14 protein-coding genes are annotated in these 15,857 nt (G+C 69.4%); 8 read left to right on the top strand and 6 right to left on the bottom strand.

The window, feature by feature from the left end; all coding sequences use genetic code 11:
- Positions 1 to 401: 401 nt before the first annotated feature.
- The 6 genes from QMG73_RS45205 to QMG73_RS45180 form a co-directional block, all read right to left on the bottom strand.
- Positions 402 to 1,235, bottom strand: coding sequence for an ABC transporter ATP-binding protein (locus tag QMG73_RS45205; protein ID WP_281906222.1), 834 nt, complete (start codon positions 1,233 to 1,235; stop codon positions 402 to 404).
- Between the two features lie 463 nt (positions 1,236 to 1,698).
- A complete protein-coding gene (locus tag QMG73_RS45200) occupies positions 1,699 to 3,372 on the bottom strand; it encodes an acyl-CoA mutase large subunit family protein (protein ID WP_281906219.1) in 1,674 nt (557 codons plus the stop codon).
- Positions 3,373 to 3,550: 178 nt separating this feature from the next.
- Entirely contained in the window at positions 3,551 to 4,135 is a 585-nt protein-coding gene (locus tag QMG73_RS45195) for an Asp23/Gls24 family envelope stress response protein (protein ID WP_281906218.1), read from the bottom strand.
- 64 nt (positions 4,136 to 4,199) lie between these two features.
- Complete coding sequence (locus QMG73_RS45190) at positions 4,200 to 4,847, bottom strand: ATP-binding cassette domain-containing protein (RefSeq protein ID WP_281906217.1); 648 nt, start codon at positions 4,845 to 4,847, stop codon at positions 4,200 to 4,202.
- A 10-nt stretch (positions 4,848 to 4,857) separates the two neighbouring features.
- On the bottom strand, positions 4,858 to 5,814 hold the full coding sequence (gene meaB, locus QMG73_RS45185; protein ID WP_281906216.1) for a methylmalonyl Co-A mutase-associated GTPase MeaB: 957 nt from the start codon (positions 5,812 to 5,814) through the stop codon (positions 4,858 to 4,860).
- Complete coding sequence (locus QMG73_RS45180) at positions 5,811 to 6,989, bottom strand: acetyl-CoA C-acetyltransferase (protein ID WP_281906215.1); 1,179 nt, start codon at positions 6,987 to 6,989, stop codon at positions 5,811 to 5,813. The genes meaB and QMG73_RS45180 overlap by 4 nt, the downstream gene beginning before the upstream one ends.
- A gap of 48 nt (positions 6,990 to 7,037) precedes the next feature.
- Here QMG73_RS45180 and mce point away from each other — a divergent pair, with 48 nt between their 5' ends.
- The 8 genes from mce to QMG73_RS45140 all read left to right on the top strand — a co-directional run.
- Positions 7,038 to 7,487, top strand: a complete 450-nt coding sequence (gene mce, locus QMG73_RS45175) for a methylmalonyl-CoA epimerase (protein WP_281906214.1) — start codon at positions 7,038 to 7,040, stop codon at positions 7,485 to 7,487.
- Between the two features lie 61 nt (positions 7,488 to 7,548).
- Positions 7,549 to 8,898 carry a crotonyl-CoA carboxylase/reductase gene (ccrA, locus tag QMG73_RS45170; RefSeq protein ID WP_281906213.1) on the top strand — a complete coding sequence of 450 codons (1,350 nt, stop codon included), beginning with the start codon at positions 7,549 to 7,551 and terminating at the stop codon, positions 8,896 to 8,898.
- A gap of 196 nt (positions 8,899 to 9,094) precedes the next feature.
- A complete protein-coding gene (locus tag QMG73_RS45165) occupies positions 9,095 to 10,342 on the top strand; it encodes a DivIVA domain-containing protein (RefSeq protein WP_281906212.1) in 1,248 nt (415 codons plus the stop codon).
- 191 nt (positions 10,343 to 10,533) lie between these two features.
- Complete coding sequence (locus QMG73_RS45160) at positions 10,534 to 11,970, top strand: coiled-coil domain-containing protein (RefSeq protein ID WP_281906211.1); 1,437 nt, start codon at positions 10,534 to 10,536, stop codon at positions 11,968 to 11,970.
- Between the two features lie 161 nt (positions 11,971 to 12,131).
- The gene (locus QMG73_RS45155) at positions 12,132 to 13,193 is read left to right on the top strand and encodes an AI-2E family transporter (RefSeq protein ID WP_281906223.1); all 1,062 of its coding nucleotides are present in this window, start codon (positions 12,132 to 12,134) and stop codon (positions 13,191 to 13,193) included.
- Positions 13,194 to 13,334: 141 nt separating this feature from the next.
- Positions 13,335 to 14,534, top strand: a complete 1,200-nt coding sequence (locus QMG73_RS45150; protein WP_281906210.1) for a nucleotide sugar dehydrogenase — start codon at positions 13,335 to 13,337, stop codon at positions 14,532 to 14,534.
- A 121-nt stretch (positions 14,535 to 14,655) separates the two neighbouring features.
- The gene (locus QMG73_RS45145) at positions 14,656 to 15,423 is read left to right on the top strand and encodes a glycosyltransferase family 2 protein (RefSeq protein ID WP_281906209.1); all 768 of its coding nucleotides are present in this window, start codon (positions 14,656 to 14,658) and stop codon (positions 15,421 to 15,423) included.
- A partial coding sequence (locus QMG73_RS45140; RefSeq protein ID WP_281906208.1) for an NAD-dependent epimerase/dehydratase family protein occupies positions 15,416 to 15,857 on the top strand: 442 nt, incomplete at its 3' end. The genes QMG73_RS45145 and QMG73_RS45140, both read left to right, overlap by 8 nt.

The raw sequence follows: 15,857 nt of genomic DNA, 5'->3' as shown, positions 1-15,857 counted from the left end.
GGCAACCCACCCACACCGTGATGCACAATGAACCCCTGCGGTCGTCTTGTAGATCCTCTTCTTTGGCGGAAAGGATCATGCCAAGACGACCGCTCCTATGTGGACCCCCACCCCCGAACACGACAAAAATCACAAAACAGATCCTTAAATCCCCAGTGCAATCTCCCTTGATCGGCGCAGGCTTCGCCTGCCTCCGCTGGAGCACAGAGGCCGCGAATGCCGGCAGGCGGCGTTGCATCGAGCGCCGAGCGGTGGAAGCCCGGCCGTCGGCGCCGGCCGACGGGTGGTGCGCGGCGGCGTCCGACCGTGGAGAGGTTTGCGCCTTGCAGGCGCGGCACGGCCCGCCGGGCGCCAGCGGGCCCCGCTCGCTCTGGCGCGGTCGGCCGGCGCGCCCCGGGTACCTAGCGGGAGTCGCCGATCACCAGGGTGACGGACCCGTCTACGTGGTCGACCGTGAAGAGGGTGCCAGGCGGGAACTCGCCGAGCACCTCCGGCGGAAGCTGGATCGTGCCGTCGCCGGCCACGACCGCGAAATCCTGCCCTCCGCGCCCCTCCGCGCCCACCCGGCCGTCGCGGATCGTCACCGCCCGGCCCAGTCGCGCGCCCACCTCCGCGTCGTGGGTGACGACGACGATCGTGGTACCGCGTTCGTGGTTGACGGTTTCGAGTGCGGCCAGTACCTCGTCGCGGCCGTGCGTGTCGAGTTGGCTGGTCGGTTCGTCGACCAGTAGCAGCCCGGGCGAGGCGGCGATGCCCACGGCGAGGGCGGCCCGTTGCCGAGCGCCGGGTGGCAGCTCGTCGATCTTCGCGGTGGCCTTGCCGCGCAGGCCGACTAGGTCGAGGATCCGCTCCGGGTCGTCGAGCTCGATGCCGGCGGTGCGGGCGGCGCGGCGCTGGGCCAGCCATATGTTGCGGTGCAGCGTCGCGTACGGCAGGAGGTTGCGGGCGGCGCCCTGGAGCACGACGCCGATCTCGGTGCCGCGCAGGCGGGAGACTTCGGCGTCGGTCAGCTTGCCCAGGTCATACGTGCCGACGCTGACCCGGCCGGCGGATGGGCGCATGAGTCCGGCGAGGAGGGCGACCAGGGTGGATTTGCCGGATCCGGACGGGCCGACCAGCGCGAGCATCTCGCCGGGGTTGATGGAGAGGTCGACGCCGGACAGCGCGACCACATCGCCGCCTTCGGCCCGATAAATGTGCACCACGCGCCGACACGCGACCGCCAGTCCGCTCACGACTCCCTGCTTACCACGGCCGCCGCGCCCGTGTGGTCCCGCGATCAAGGCCATTCGCATGGATCAAGGGCAAATGCACGCGGAAAGAGATCCAACCACGTGCGTTTGCCCTTGATCGGCGCAACCGGCGTGGCGACACGCCGTGCCCCGGCGGCCGAGCGGCGCCCGCGCGTGGATCGGAGATCCAATCGCGTGCGTTTGTCCTTGATCGGCGCGCAGACCGGGCGGCGCGGAGAGCGGGCGGCGCGGAGGGCGGGCGGCGGGGAGAGCGGGCGGCGGGGAGAGCGGGCGGCGGGGAGAGCGGGCGGCGGGGAGAGCGGGCGGCGCGGAGACCAGGCGGCAGGGAGAGCGGGCGGCGTGGCGGCCGCGGGGACGGCGCGGCCCGGGGCGCGGACGGTGCGGCGCGTCACGCAGGGCGGGGCGCGGACGGCGCGGAGCGCAGGGCCGGAGGTGGGCAAGGGGGTTAGAAGCGGGCTGGTTCGTGGTAGACGCCCCATTCGGCGCGTAGGGCGTCGCAGATTTCGCCGAGCGTTGCCTCCACTCGGGCGGCGTCGAGCATCGCGGGGATCATGTTGTCGGCGCCTCGGGCGGCTTCCACCAGACGGGCCAGGGCGTCATCCACCGCCGCCTTGTCGCGGTCCGTGCGGCGGGTGGAGAGCAACTCGCGCTGTTCCAGCTCCACCTCGTGGGAGATGCGCAGGATCTCCAGCGGCCGGCTCACGGTCGACGTGTGCTGGGTGACGCCGACGACGTGCTTGAGGCCCTTCTCCAGGGCCTGCTGGTACGTGAACGCCGCCTCCGCGATCTGACCGGTGAACCAGCCGTCTTCGATACCGCGCAGGATGCCGGACGTGATCGTGCCGTCTGAGCCCATCGCGGTGATCCGGGCGAAGATCTCCTCGGCTTCGGCTTCGATCCGGTCGGTGAGCGCCTCGACGTACCAGGAACCGCCGAGCGGGTCGGCCACGTTTGTCACGCCGGTCTCGTCCATGAGCACCTGCTGGGTACGCAGGGCGATCTCGGCGGACTCGTCGGTGGGCAGGGCGAGGGTCTCGTCGAGCGCGTTGGTGTGCAGCGAATTGGTGCCGCCGAGCACTGCGGCGAGCGCCTCGACGGCGGTACGCACAACGTTGTTGACGGGCTGCTGCGCGGTCAGCGAGACGCCAGCGGTCTGGGTGTGGAACCGCAGCCACATGGCCCGTTCGTCGGTGGCGCCGTACACGTCGCGTAGCCACCGCGCCCAGATCCGCCGGGCGGCGCGGAACTTGGCGATCTCCTCGAAGAAGTCGAGGTGCGCGTCGAAGAAGAACGACAGCCCGGGCGCGAACTTGTTGACGTCGAGCCCGCGCGAGAGCCCGAGTTCCACGTACCCGAACCCGTCGGCGAGCGTGTACGCCAATTCCTGCGCGGCGGTGGAGCCAGCCTCCCGGATGTGGTACCCGGACACCGACAGCGGCTTGTACCGCGGGATCTCGTGCGCGCAGTACTCCATCAGGTCGCCGATGAGGCGTAGGTGCGGCTCGGGATCGAAGAGCCACTCCTTCTGCGCGATGTACTCCTTGAAGATGTCCGTCTGCAGCGTGCCGTCCAGTGTGGACAGATCGGCGCCCTGCCGTTCGGCCGCGACGAGGTACATGCAGAAGATCGGCACCGCCGGACCGGAGATGGTCATGCTCGTGGTAACGGCGGACAGGTCGATGCCCTCGAAGAGCACGTCCATGTCGGCGGCCGAGTCGATGGCGACGCCGCAGTGGCCGACTTCGCCGAGCGACTGGGGATCGTCGGAGTCTCGCCCCATCAGGGTCGGCATGTCGAACGCGACGGACAGGCCACCGCCGCCCGCCCCGAGGATCATCTTGTATCGCTCGTTGGTCTGCCGGGCGCTGCCGAACCCGGCGAACTGCCGGATGGTCCAGGTGCGCCCGCGGTAGCCGGTTGGGTACAGGCCGCGGGTGTACGGGTATTCGCCGGGCCAGCCGATCCGCTCGAAACCGGGCACGTCGGCGCCGGCCGGCGGGCCGTAGACGGGGTCGACGGTCGCGCCCGACAGGGTGGTGAAGTCGGCGTCACGCTTGCGGGCGGCGTCGTACCGGGCCTGCCAGCGGGCCCGGCCGGCAGCGATCTCCTCGGCGTCCATGACGCTATCTTAACGATCGCTAAGCCAGCCGCGCCCACCCACATCCATGATCAGGGCGTCCCTCAAGCAACCCAAACCGGAATTCGGGTCATTCACCGTCGTTGGCCGCCACGGCTCCTAGCTGGATCCCAAGGCGACTCGGGACGACTTGAGGGACGCCCTGATCACGAAGAAAGGCTCACTGGTAGTCAGCGGCGCGGGCCTCGTCGTCGCCGACCGGGCCGTTGTCTTCGACGTGCACGTCGTCGACCAGGATGTTGACCTCGGTGACGTCGAGGCCGAGCAGGTTTTCGATCGCGCTGATCACCTTGGCGCGCACCTTTTCGGTGACCGAGTGCAGGACGTACCCGTACTCGATGACAAGGGTGATGTTGACGACCGCGCTGCGGCCCTCCAGCCGGACCGACATGCCGCGGTCGGCGTCGTCGTCGGCCTCGCCGAGGCCGATGCGCTCCTTGACGCTCGCGAAGAAGCGGGCGACGTCGCCGCCCAGGTCGTAGACGCCCGGCACGTCGCGCGCGGCGATGCCGGCGATCTTTTCGACGACCTCGTCGGCGATCTTCGTGATGCCCCGCTCGGCGGCGAGCTCGGCGTTGTTGCGGAACCGTTCGACCACCTGCGAGGCCACCCGACCCGACGCGGCGGCGGCCCGCTCGACGGCGTCGCTGACCTGCTCGGTGACGGGGACAGGGACGGGCACGGGCTCCGGCACCACGTCGGTGACCGCTGGCTCTACGACATCCTGCTGCGCTACGTCTGTCATCAACAACTCCCCCTGATCGCTGGCAGGCCAACGGCCCGGAGCGTACCCGCCCGGTGCGACCTCGTCACCCCGCGCGGACCAGCTCGGCCTGCCCGTCGACGAGGTGAAGTTCCAGGTCACAGGCGGCCGCGGCCTCCGGATCGTGGGTAGCGAAGAGCACCGCAGCCCCACGCGCCGCTTCCTCGTGCAGCAGATCGAGTACCCGTTGCCGGTTGGCCGCGTCGAGCTCGCTGGTCACCTCGTCGGCGAGCAGCACGTCACCGGCGAGCGCCAGGCCCCGGGCGATCGCGGTGCGCTGCTGCTGGCCGCCGGACAGCTCCTCGACCAGCTGGTCCGTCTGCTGGGCGAGCCCGAGCCGTTCCAGGGACTCGGCGGTCAGCCGGCGGGCATCGGGCGGCGTGACGCCGGCGGCGATGAGCGCGACCTGCAGGTTTTCCCCGGCCGTCAGGATCGCGGCCAACCCGTTGTCTTGCGGCACCAGCACGACCTTGCGGGCCACGGCGTGGTCGCGGTCGCGCAGCGGCTCGCCGGCCACCTCCACCTTGCCGGCCGAGGGCCGCAGGATCCCGGCCATCGTCCACAGCAGGGTGGTCTTGCCCGCACCGGACGGACCGGTCACCGCGAGCACCTGCCCCGGCTCGACGGTCACGGACACGTCGCGCAGCACCGGCTCGCCGTCTCCATACGCAACGAAGACCCCATCGACGACCATGCGGGCGACCTTAGCCCATGTCGCGCAGGAGCGTGTCCGCCGCCGTGAACGGGTCGGTACTGCCGGCGGCCACCTCGGCGGCGAGCGCCGGAAGCGCGGTACCAGCGCGAAGCGAGCCCATGCGTGCGCGCAGGCGGCCCAGCGCGATCGCCTCGATCTCGGCGGCGGCCCGCGCCTCCCGACGGCGCCGCAGTTCGCCGCGCTCGACCAGCCACCCGCGGTGCTTGTCGATCGCCGCCACCACGTCGTCGATGCCCTCGCCGCGCGACGCGATCGCGCGCACGACCTGCGGTCGCCACTCGCCGGGACCGCGCTCGCCGAGCCCGATCATGCCCTGGATGTCGTGGTAGGTGGCGTCGGCGCCGTCGCGGTCGGCCTTGTTGACGACGAAGACGTCCGCGATTTCCAGGATCCCGGCCTTGACGGCCTGGATCGCGTCGCCCATGCCGGGTGCCAACAACACCACGGTGGTATCGGCCAACGACGCCACCTCGACCTCGGCCTGGCCGACACCGACGGTCTCGACGAGTACCACGTCGCAGCCGGCGCCTTCCAGCACGCGCACCGCCTGTGGGGTGGCGGCGGCGAGCCCGCCGAGGTGCCCGCGGCTCGACATGGAGCGGATGTAGACGCCGCTGTCGGTGGCGTGCTGCTGCATGCGGACCCGGTCGCCGAGGATCGCGCCGCCGGTGAACGGGCTCGACGGGTCGACGGCGAGCACGCCCACGCGGTGCCCCTGCGCGCGCAGCACCCGCACCAGCTCGGTCGTCGTGGTGGACTTGCCCACGCCGGGTGATCCGGTCAGCCCGATGACCTGCGCGTTTCCGGTGTGCGGCGCGAGGGCGGCGGCGATCTCCTGTACGAGTTCGTCACCGTTTTCGACGAGCGTGATCAGGCGCGCGACCGCGCGAGGATCACCCTCGCGCGCCGCGGCAACGAGTTCGGGTACATCCCGGCTCCGCCTCATGCGGTAATGATGAGGGCATCGCCCTGGCCACCGCCGCCGCACAGGGCCGCCGCGCCGGTGCCGCCGCCGCGCCGCTTGAGTTCCATGGCCAGCGACAGTACGAGACGCGCGCCCGACATGCCGATGGGGTGACCGAGCGCGATCGCGCCACCGTTGACGTTGACGATGTCGGCACTGACGCCGAGCTGGCGGGTCGACAGGATGCCGACCTGGGCGAACGCCTCGTTGATCTCGATGAGATCGAGGTCGGCGACCGTGAGACCCGCCTTGGTGAGCGCGTGCTCGATCGCGTTGGCGGGCTGGGCATGCAGGGAGTTGTCGGGGCCGGCCACGTTGCCGTGCGCGCGGATCTCGGCGAGCCAGCGGAGGCCCAGTTCCTCGGCCTTGGCCCTGCTCATCACGACGACCGCCGCGGCGCCGTCGGAGATAGGCGAGGAACTGCCCGCGGTGATCGTGCCGTCCTTGGTGAACGCCGGGCGCAGCTTGGCCAGCGACTCGGCCGTCGTGTCGGGCCGGATGCCTTCGTCGTCCGCCACCACGACCGGCTCGCCCCGGCGCTGCGGCACCTGGATGGGGGCGATCTCCTCGGCGAAGACGCCGTTCTTCTGCGCGGCGGCCGCACGCTGGTGGCTGGCCGCGGAGAACACATCCTGCTCCTCGCGGGAGATCCCGTGCTGGGCGCCGTGCCGCTCGGTGGACTCGCCCATCGAGCAGCAGTCCCAGACGTCGGTCAGGCCGTCGAGCGCCATGTGGTCCTTGATGACCACGTCGCCGTACTTGTAACCCTGCCGCTGCCCCACGAGCAGGTGCGGCGCGTTGGTCATCGACTCCATGCCACCGGCCACCACGATGTCGAACTCACCGGCCCGGATCAGCTGGTCGGCCAGCGCGATCGCATCGAGCCCGGAGAGGCAGACCTTGTTGATGGTCAAGGCCGGGACGCTCATCGGGATGCCCGCGTCGACGGCCGCCTGGCGGGCGGGGATCTGGCCGGCGCCCGCCTGGAGCACCTGCCCCATGATCACGTACTGGACCTGCTCGGGCGTAACGCCGGAACGTTCGAGCGCGGCCTTGATGGCGAAGCCGCCGAGCGCCGTCGCCGGAAAGTCCTTGAGGTTGCCGAGCAGCCGCCCCATCGGGGTACGCGCGCCGCTGACAATCACAGAACCCGACATGACGACCTCCCGCGCTACTTAACGATTACTTAGTGCAGACTAACGCTCATGGCCGACCACTCTTCTGCGGACTATGTCACAGGCATCGGACTGGTGCGCATCGATCACGTCGGGGTCGCAGTCGCGGATCTCGACAAGGCGATCGAGTTCTATGAACGCGTCTTCGGCATGCGCTGCGTCCACCAGGAAGTCAACGAGGAGCAGGGCGTACGCGAGGCGATGATGGCCGTCGGGCCGACCGAGGAGGGCGGGTGCGTGCAGTTGCTGGCACCCCTGTCCGCCGCCTCGACCATCGCCAAGTTCCTCGACCGGAGCGGTCCCGGTGTGCAGCAGGTCGCGTACACGGTGACCGATGTCGTCGCGGCGAGCGCGGCGCTGCGCGAGCGGGGCATGCGGATGCTGTACGACGAGCCGAAGCGGGGCACCGCGGGCTCGCTCGTCAACTTCGTGCACCCCAAGGACGCCGGCGGTGTGCTCGTGGAGCTGGTCGAACACTGACTGGATGCAGTTTTTCACAAACGGATACCGCACCCTAGCTACCGTTAAGTAACCTGACGCGATGCGGGACATCCTCGATGCGATCATGGCGGCTGAAGGGGCCAGCGACCCGGCGAAGGAGCTGGCCGCGGTGGCCGGGCTCGCGGTGCCGGAAAGCTACCGCGGGGTAGTGGTACGCGCCGACGAGGTCGAGGTGTTCGACGGCATGGCCACCCGGGAGAAGGACCCCCGAAAGTCGCTGCACGTGCAGGAGGTGCCGACCCCGGAACTGGGCCCGGGTGAGGCGCTGGTGGCGGTCATGGCGAGCGCGATCAACTACAACACCGTCTGGACGAGCATCTTCGAGCCGGTGTCCACGTTTTCGTTCCTGAAGAAGTACGGGAAGCTCTCCGACCTCACCCGCCGGCACGACCTGCCGTACCACGTCGTGGGCTCGGACGCCGCCGGCGTGGTGCTGCGCGTCGGTGCCGGCGTGACGAAGTGGAAGCCCGGCGACGAGGTGGTCGCGCACTGCCTCTCGGTCGAGCTGGAGGATCCCGCCGGGCACGACGACACGCTGCTCGACCCGCAACAGCGGATCTGGGGCTTCGAGACGAACTTCGGCGGGCTGGCGGAGCTGGCGGTCGTCAAGTCCAACCAGCTCATGCCCAAGCCGGCGCACCTGTCCTGGGAAGAGGCGGCCAGCCCCGGCCTCGTCAACTCCACCGCGTACCGGCAGCTCGTCTCGCACCACGGCGCCGCCATGAAGCAGGGCGACGTCGTACTGATCTGGGGCGCCTCCGGTGGCCTCGGCGGGTACGCCACCCAACTCGCCCTGCACGGCGGCGCGATACCGGTCTGCGTGGTGTCGTCGCCGGAGAAGGCGGAGCTGTGCCGGCGGATGGGCGCGGAGCTGGTCATCGACCGCACCGAATTCACCTTCTGGCAGGACGAGCAGACGCAGGACACCGGCGAGTGGCGGCGGTTCGGCGCGCGCATCCGCGAGCTGACCGGCGGCGAAGACCCCGACATCGTCTTCGAGCACCCCGGACGGGAGACGTTCGGCGCGAGCGTCTATGTCGCCAAGCGCGGTGGCACGGTCGTCACGTGCGCGTCGACCAGTGGCTTCATGCACCAGTTCGACAACCGGTACCTGTGGATGAACGTCAAGCGCATCATCGGCAGTCACTTCGCGAACTATCGCGAGGCCTGGGAGGCCAACCGCCTCATCGCGCTGGGCCGCATTCACCCGACGGTGTCACGCACCTACCCGTTGGAGCAGACCGGCCAGGCCGCTTACGAGGTACATCGCAACGCGCACCAGGGCAAAGTCGGCGTGCGCTGCCTCGCCCCGGTCGACGGTCTCGGTGTCCGCGATCGCGCACTCCGCGAAAGACACGAACCCGCCATCAACAGGTTCCGCGGTCACTGAGCGTCAGTCCCAAATTCATCCGAAAGGCTGGCGCCACCGGCGGATCAACCGGTTCGTTGGTGGCCCGCCCGCCGCCCGTTCTGATTACCGCGGGTACATATCGGCGCCTACCCACACAACTTGACCTTGACAATGGCGAGCGACATGCACCGTACGCTCTTGCGAAGTACCCCCGGCAGTCTGCGAGTATGTCCCAATGCCCCAGCAGCAACAGCAGTCCTCCCTTGCGTTCTTCGAGAACGCGAACTCCCAGCACGACTTCACCGTCGTCCTGCGGGGTTACGACCGTGGGCAGGTCGACGACTTCGTCGGCAGGCTCAGCGCCGCTCTGACCCAGTCGGAGCAGGCCCGTGGCGAGGCCGAGCAGCGCATGAACGACGCACAGCGTCGCCTGCGCCAGGCCGAGCAGCGCCTCAACTCCCTTGAGCAGAAGCTCACCGACACCAACAAGCAGCTCGAAGAGAACAACCGGCCGACCCTTTCGGGTCTCGGCACGCGGGTCGAGCAGATCCTGCGCCTCGCGGAGGAGCAGGCCAACGACCACCGGGGCGAGGCGAAGCGCGAGTCGGAGGGCATCCTTTCCGCCGCCCGCCTGGAGGCCCGCGAAATCACGGACAAGGCGCGCGCCGAGGCCGCGGCCATGAAGGCCACCGCCGAGCGCGAGGCCGGCAGCATCCGCACCGCCTCCGAGCGGGAGGCCGCTGAGGTACGCGTGCAGGCCCGCCGCGAGGCCGACACGCTGCGCGCCGACGCCGACCGCGAGACCAAGCAGCTTCGCGCCGTCACCGCGCACGAGGTCGCCGAGCTGAAGTCCACGGTGGAGCGCGAGGTCGCGACGCTGCGGGCGACCGCCGAGCGGGAGATCACCCAGCTCCGCGCCAAGGCCGCCCGGGAAGCCGAGGAGAAGCGCGCCGAGGCCACCAAGCTGCTGACCGACGCCCGCGACAAGCGCGACAAGGACCTTCAGGCCCTCGCCCTCGAGCTGGCCGAGCGTCGCGAGAAGTCCGAGCGCGAGGAGTCCGAGCGGCACGCCGCCCAGGTCGCCCAGACGCAGAAGCTTGTCGCCGAGGCCGAAGAGCGCGCCCGCGCCGCCGAAGACCGCGCCAAGGAAATCGAGCAGCGTGCCGAGGCGCGCCGCATCGAGTCCGAGCGCAACGCCACCGAGACGGTCGAAAAGGCCAAGGCGCTGTCCGAGAAGACGGTCAACGAGGCGCGCGCCGAGGCGCACCGCCTGGTCACCGAGGCCCGCACCGAGGCCGAGCTGACCACGCAGGCCGCGCGGCGCGAGGTCGACGACCTCACCCGCCAGAAGGACGCCGTCACGTCGCAGCTCGGCCAGATGCTGTCCGGCCTGGCCGGCATCGTGCCGACGGCGCCGCCGGCTGGCAAGTCCGAAAGCGCCAAGGCCGACAAGGACGAGGTACCGGCCAGCTCGTCGAGCTGACCGTCATTGGGGAAGGCTGAACTCGCGGGGCACATGCGACTGATGGCCGGTCGCACCGGGACACCGGTGCGACCGGCATCGGCATGCTCGGGGTCAGCACGCTCGGAACTCGACTCCCAGACTTCGGTCGATGTTCCGCCAAAAGGTGTGTATCCAGGCACTACTCAGCGAGCCGTGTGAGGATAAAGAACATGTCGCATGGCGGAGAACTCTTCGGACTTGGAGAACACGTCGCTTCCGAACCGACCTTTGAGTCGGCGATGCGGGGGTACGCCAAAGGCCAGGTCGACCGGTACGTCGCCCGCGCGGAGAGCGAAATAGCCACCCTCACCACCGAGCGTGAGCAGGCGTACGCGCAGATCCAACACCTCGGCGGCCAGATCGAGCAGCTGCAGGCCGAGATGCAGAACGTGCGGCGCCAGGCCGGCGGCATCGACCAGGTGTCGTTCCGTCACCTCGGCCGGCGCGTCGAGCAGATCCTCACCCTCGCCGAAGAGCAGGCCGAGGACATCCGCGCGAGCGCCAGCCAGGAGATCGCCGACCGTCGCGTCGAGGCTGAGCGGATCATCGCCGAGGCCAGGGCACAGGCGGCCGAGGCCGTCCGCGATTTCGAGATCGCGCTCGCGGCGCGCCGCACCGACGAGGAGAAGGCATTCGCGGAGCGCCAGGCCGCGGCCGATGCCGCTCTCGCCGCCGCACACGAAGACGCCGCTCGCATCCGTGCCGAGGCGCAGGCCGCGAAGATCGAGGCGCAGCAAGAGGTACAGCGGGCCACGGCGCACGCCAAGCAGATCGTCGACAAGGCGCAGGCCGAGACGAGTGCGTACGTGCAGTCGACCCGCTCGCAGGCGCAGCAGGAGCTGGCGCAGTGGCGGGCCAGCGTCGAGCAGGAGATCGCCGAGCGAAGGGCCGTCGCCGACCGCGAGCTGACCGAGCGTCGCGCCACCACCGAGCACGAGGTCAACCAGTGGCGTACGACCGTCGAGCAGGAGGTCACCGCCGCGCGCAGCGAGGCTGAGCGATACGCCGCCGAGGTCCGCGCGCAGGTGGAGCAGCAGGTCACCGCCCTGATCGAGGAGGCCGAGGAGCAGGCAGAGGCGACCCGCCGGCAGTCGGAGGAGCAGGCCGCCACCGCGCAGGGCCACCTCGCCGCGACGCAGCAGCACCTGGCGGCCACCCAGCAGGAGACGGCCGCGGCGGGTCAGCTGCTGGCGCAGGTACAGCAGCAGGTCGCCCAGGCTCAGCAGGCGCTTGCCGAGCTGCGCAAGCAGACGGTGGAGACGCGGCAGCAGGCCGACCAGTTCAAGCGGGGCCTCTCGGAGGTACAGCAGCAGCTCGCGACAGAGCGGAAGCGGCTCGCGGAGGTCCAGCGCACGGCGGAGGACGCCGAGCGGGAGGCCGTTGAGGCGCGTAACCAGGCCAAGCGGGCGGAGGAAGCCTCGGCCGCCGCGGAGTCCTCACCCGAGTCCGGTCCCGCCGCTGACGCGGACGCCGCGCCGAAGGAAGGGGCCCCGAAGGAGGGGGCGGCGAAGGACGCGATGCGCAAGATGGCCGGCGCCAAGCCGGGCAAGCCCGCGCCCCCCGCCGCGAAGGACGAGCCGCAGAAGGTCGGCGCCGAGGCCGACTGACCTCGGCGTGCCTGGAAGATACCCGCTACCCTGCCGTTGGCTGATCACACGGCGGGGAGGATCGTGCGGTGTCGGACGAAGAGCGGGCTGCTGTCGAGGGCGAGTCTGCGCCACATGCGTCGCCGGACCCTGAGCCCACTCCCGGGCCGGACGAGGCGCCGGTGCCAGCGTCGACCGGTCGGTTCGGCCGCCCGGGGCGGCCGCTGCGCCAGAGCCCGTTCCTGATCGGGTTCATCGGCGGCCTGGGCGCCCTGCTCGCGTACACGGCCTACCAGGCCATCCAGAACGCGGCCGGCGTCCTCATCCTGATCTTCGTCGCGCTCTTCCTCGCGATCGGCCTGAATCCGGCCGTCGATCGGCTGCGCCGCTTCGGGCTGCCTCGCGGCGCGGCCGTGGCCGCCGTGACGTTCGGCCTGCTGCTCCTGCTGTGTGGCGGGCTCTTCGCCCTGGTGCCGCCGGTGGTGACGCAGTCGACCGAGTTCGCCGACAAGCTGCCGCAGTACATCGAGGATCTCAAGAACAACGCGACGATCAACGATCTGAACGAGCGCTACGACGTCATCGACAAGGTGCAGAACGCGGTCAACGCCGACACCATCAGCGGAGCTTTGGGCGGCGTGCTCGGCGGCGCGCAGTTCCTCTTCGGCACCGTCTTCCGGGTGCTGACGGTGCTCGTGCTGACCATCTACTTCATGGCCGCGTTCGACCGCATCAAGGGCGCCGCCTACCAGCTCGTGCCGGCTTCCCGTCGGGAGCGCGTCGCGCTGATCACCGACGAGATCCTGAGCAAGGTCGGCGCGTACATGGTGGGCGCGATCGCCATCGCGGTGGTGGCGGGCGTCAGCACGTACATCTTCCTGATAATCGCCGGCGTCGCGTACCCGTTCGCGCTGGCGGTGGTGGTCGCGGTCTGCGACCTCATCCCGCAGATCGGCGCGACGATCGGCGCCGTCGTGGTGAGCATCGTCGGATTCGCGGAATCGCTGCCCGTCGGCATCGCCTGCGCCATCTTCTTCATCGTGTACCAGCAGGTGGAGAACTACCTGATCTACCCAAAGGTGATGCGCCGCTCGGTGGAGGTCAGCGACGTCGCCGCGATCGTCGCCGCGCTGCTCGGCGTGGCGCTCTTCGGGGTGATCGGCGCGCTGGTGGCCATCCCGGCAGTCGCGGCCGTCCAGTTGATCCTTCGCGAAGTGGTCGTGCCGCGCCAGCAGCAGCGCTAAGAGTGAGGCGCCATCGGGTGGTTGGGTAGAGGGTCCCCGGCCACCCGTCGCCACCCCGTGTCACGTTCCAGACACAGGAAACGCCCTGGCCTGCGCCGGTCAATAGTCTCTAGCAGTTCGCTGGGACCGGGAGGCATCGCTGTGCAGGCACATCAGTTTCGGCGGGACGCGGTAATCATCGGCGGGTGTGGCCGCGTCGGCCTACCGCTCGGCATCGCGCTCGCCTCTCGCGGGCTCACCGTGACGCTGTACGACATCAACGCCACCGCGGTCGACACCGTCAACGCCGGGGTGATGCCGTTCGCCGAGGAGGGCGCCGACCCGCTGCTCGCGGAGGTCACCGCCGCGGGCCGGCTCGTCGCCACCACAGACCCGGCGAGTGTGGGCAGCGCCGAACACCTGATCGTCGTCGTGGGTACGCCGGTCGACGAGCACCTCAACCCCGACCTCGGCGCCGTGCCGCGCGCGCTGGAGCAGTGCGTCGAGCACCTCGCACCCGGGCAGCTCGTGATCCTGCGCAGCACCGTGTATCCGGGTGTGACCGCCTTGACCGAGAAGTTGCTCTCCAGCAAGGGCTTGGCGGTCGACGTGGCGTTCTGCCCCGAGCGGATCGCCGAGGGCAAGGCGCTCACCGAACTCTTCGACCTCCCCCAGATCGTCGCCGCGCGCACCCCGGAGGTGACCGCGCGCGCCGAGAAGTTCTTCCGCAACCTGACGGATCAGATCGTGCCGTTGGAGCCGGAGGAGGCGGAGCTGGCGAAGCTGTTTACGAACACGTGGCGGTACATCAAGTTCGCGACGGCGAATCAGTTCTGGATGATGGCGAACGATTTCGGTCTGGATTTCGCGCGGATCCGGCATGCGATCACGTTCGACTATCCGCGGGCGGCGGATCTGCCGATGCCGGGGTTCGCGGCGGGGCCGTGTTTGTTCAAGGACACGATGCAGTTGGCGGCGTTCAACCGGAACAACTTCGTGTTGGGGCACTCGGCGATGCTCATCAACGAGGGTCTGCCGCTGTATCTGGTGTCGCGGCTCGAATCGCGTTTCGACCTGTCTTCGATGACTGTTGGCGTGCTGGGGATGGCGTTCAAGGGTGGCAGCGACGACCCTCGTGAGTCGTTGGCGTACAAGCTGCGCAAGATCCTGCTGCTGAAAGCGCGAGAAACACTGTGCACCGATCCGTACATCTCCGATGAGCGGTTCACGCCATTGGAGGAGGTGCTGGAGCGCGCCGACCTTCTGGTGATCGCCAGCCCGCACCCTGAGTACCGCGATCTCGACACCGAACGCCCCGTGATCGACATGTGGGGCATCACCCGGCAGGGCGTGCTGGTGTGACTGGGCTAATTGGCGCTCGCTCCGCGAGCGCGGGTCATGCGCCTTCTGTGCCTCCCTGTAACCGCCAGTCGCTCCGGTCGCTGCGCTCCCTTCGCTTCGTGGCGGCTGCGGGAGGCGGCGCATGACCCCGCGTGTCTCGATCGTCATCCCCGTCTACAACGAGGGTGAGGCGATCCTCCGGTGCGTCGACCGCATCCTGCGTGACGTGCTGCTGCCCAGCGAAATCCTGCTGGTGCACGACATGCCCGAAGACACCACCGTGCCGTACGCGGAGAAGCTCGCCACCGAAAACCCGCACGTGCGGCCGGTACTCAACACGTACGGGCGCGGGCCCGCCAACGCGATCCGCTTCGGCATCGACACCGCCTGCGCGCCGGTCACGGTCGTCACGATGGCCGACGGGTCCGACGACCCGCGCCAGATCGACGACCTCGCTCGGCTCGTCGAGCGCGGCGTGGTCGTGGCGGCCGCGTCGCGGTACATGCCGGGTGGGCAGCAGGTGGGCGGGCCGCGGCTGAAGCGGTTCCTGTCGCGGTGGGCGGGGCGCACGCTGCACTGGTTCGCCCGGGTGGGCACCCGCGACGCGACGAACAGCTTCAAGGCGTACGACACCGCGTTCGTGCGGGAAGTGGGGATCGAGTCGCGCACCGGGTTCGAGATCGGCCTGGAGCTGACCGCGAAAGCGACCCGCTTGCGCCGTCCGGTCGCCGAGATCCCGACGATCTGGCTGGATCGGCAGCTCGGCGAATCCAACTTCGACATGGGCCGGTTCATGCCCTCGTATCTGCGTTGGTACTTTTTCGCGTTTGGTCGCAGGCTGACTGTTTCGCAGGTCGCGGCAGACCCTGTCGTGGACTCGGTTGAGAAGGAGAGCAAGGTAAGTGGCTAAGGTCCTGGTTACCGGTTCGGCCGGGTTTATCGGCGGGTACGTGGTCGAGGAGTTGTTGGGCCGTGGCCATGAGGTGGTCGGGCTGGACAACTTTTCCAAGTACGGGCCGGTCTCGCACAGCTATGACTCGCACCCGCGCTATGACTTTGTCGAGGGTGACGCTCGCGACACCGAGTTGGTGACGAAGCTGCTCTCGGATTGTGATCACTTCATCGCGGGTGCGGCGATGATCGGTGGCATCTCGTACTTCCACGCGTACGCGTATGACTTGTTGGCGACGAATGAGCGGATCATGGCGGCGTCGTGTGATGCGGCGATCGCGGCGCACCGGGATGGCCGGTTGCAGAAGGTGACGTACATGTCGTCGTCGATGGTGTTCGAGTCGACGGAGCATTGGCCGTCGAAGGAGGGTGACGAGCGGAAGGTTCCGCCGC

Origin of the sequence: Phytohabitans aurantiacus (assembly GCF_027923225.1) — a bacterium.
GTDB lineage: Bacteria > Actinomycetota > Actinomycetes > Mycobacteriales > Micromonosporaceae > Phytohabitans > Phytohabitans aurantiacus.
The sequence above is the reverse complement of the archived record's forward strand: the minus strand, read 5'-3'. Positions and strand labels throughout refer to the sequence as shown.

Excerpts from the sequence above, each read along its gene's own strand:
- meaB (WP_281906216.1), bottom strand. The coding sequence starts at position 5,814 with ATGAGGCGGAGCCGGGATGTACCCGAACTCGTTGCCGCGGCGCGCGAG.
- QMG73_RS45190 (WP_281906217.1), bottom strand. The coding sequence starts at position 4,847 with ATGGTCGTCGATGGGGTCTTCGTTGCGTATGGAGACGGCGAGCCGGTG.
- QMG73_RS45160 (WP_281906211.1), top strand. The coding sequence starts at position 10,534 with ATGTCGCATGGCGGAGAACTCTTCGGACTTGGAGAACACGTCGCTTCC.
- QMG73_RS45195 (WP_281906218.1), bottom strand. The coding sequence starts at position 4,135 with ATGACAGACGTAGCGCAGCAGGATGTCGTAGAGCCAGCGGTCACCGAC.
- mce (WP_281906214.1), top strand. The coding sequence starts at position 7,038 with ATGGCCGACCACTCTTCTGCGGACTATGTCACAGGCATCGGACTGGTG.
- ccrA (WP_281906213.1), top strand. The coding sequence starts at position 7,549 with ATGCGGGACATCCTCGATGCGATCATGGCGGCTGAAGGGGCCAGCGAC.
- QMG73_RS45165 (WP_281906212.1), top strand. The coding sequence starts at position 9,095 with ATGCCCCAGCAGCAACAGCAGTCCTCCCTTGCGTTCTTCGAGAACGCG.
- QMG73_RS45200 (WP_281906219.1), bottom strand. The coding sequence starts at position 3,372 with ATGGACGCCGAGGAGATCGCTGCCGGCCGGGCCCGCTGGCAGGCCCGG.
- QMG73_RS45145 (WP_281906209.1), top strand. The coding sequence starts at position 14,656 with ATGACCCCGCGTGTCTCGATCGTCATCCCCGTCTACAACGAGGGTGAG.
- QMG73_RS45180 (WP_281906215.1), bottom strand. The coding sequence starts at position 6,989 with ATGTCGGGTTCTGTGATTGTCAGCGGCGCGCGTACCCCGATGGGGCGG.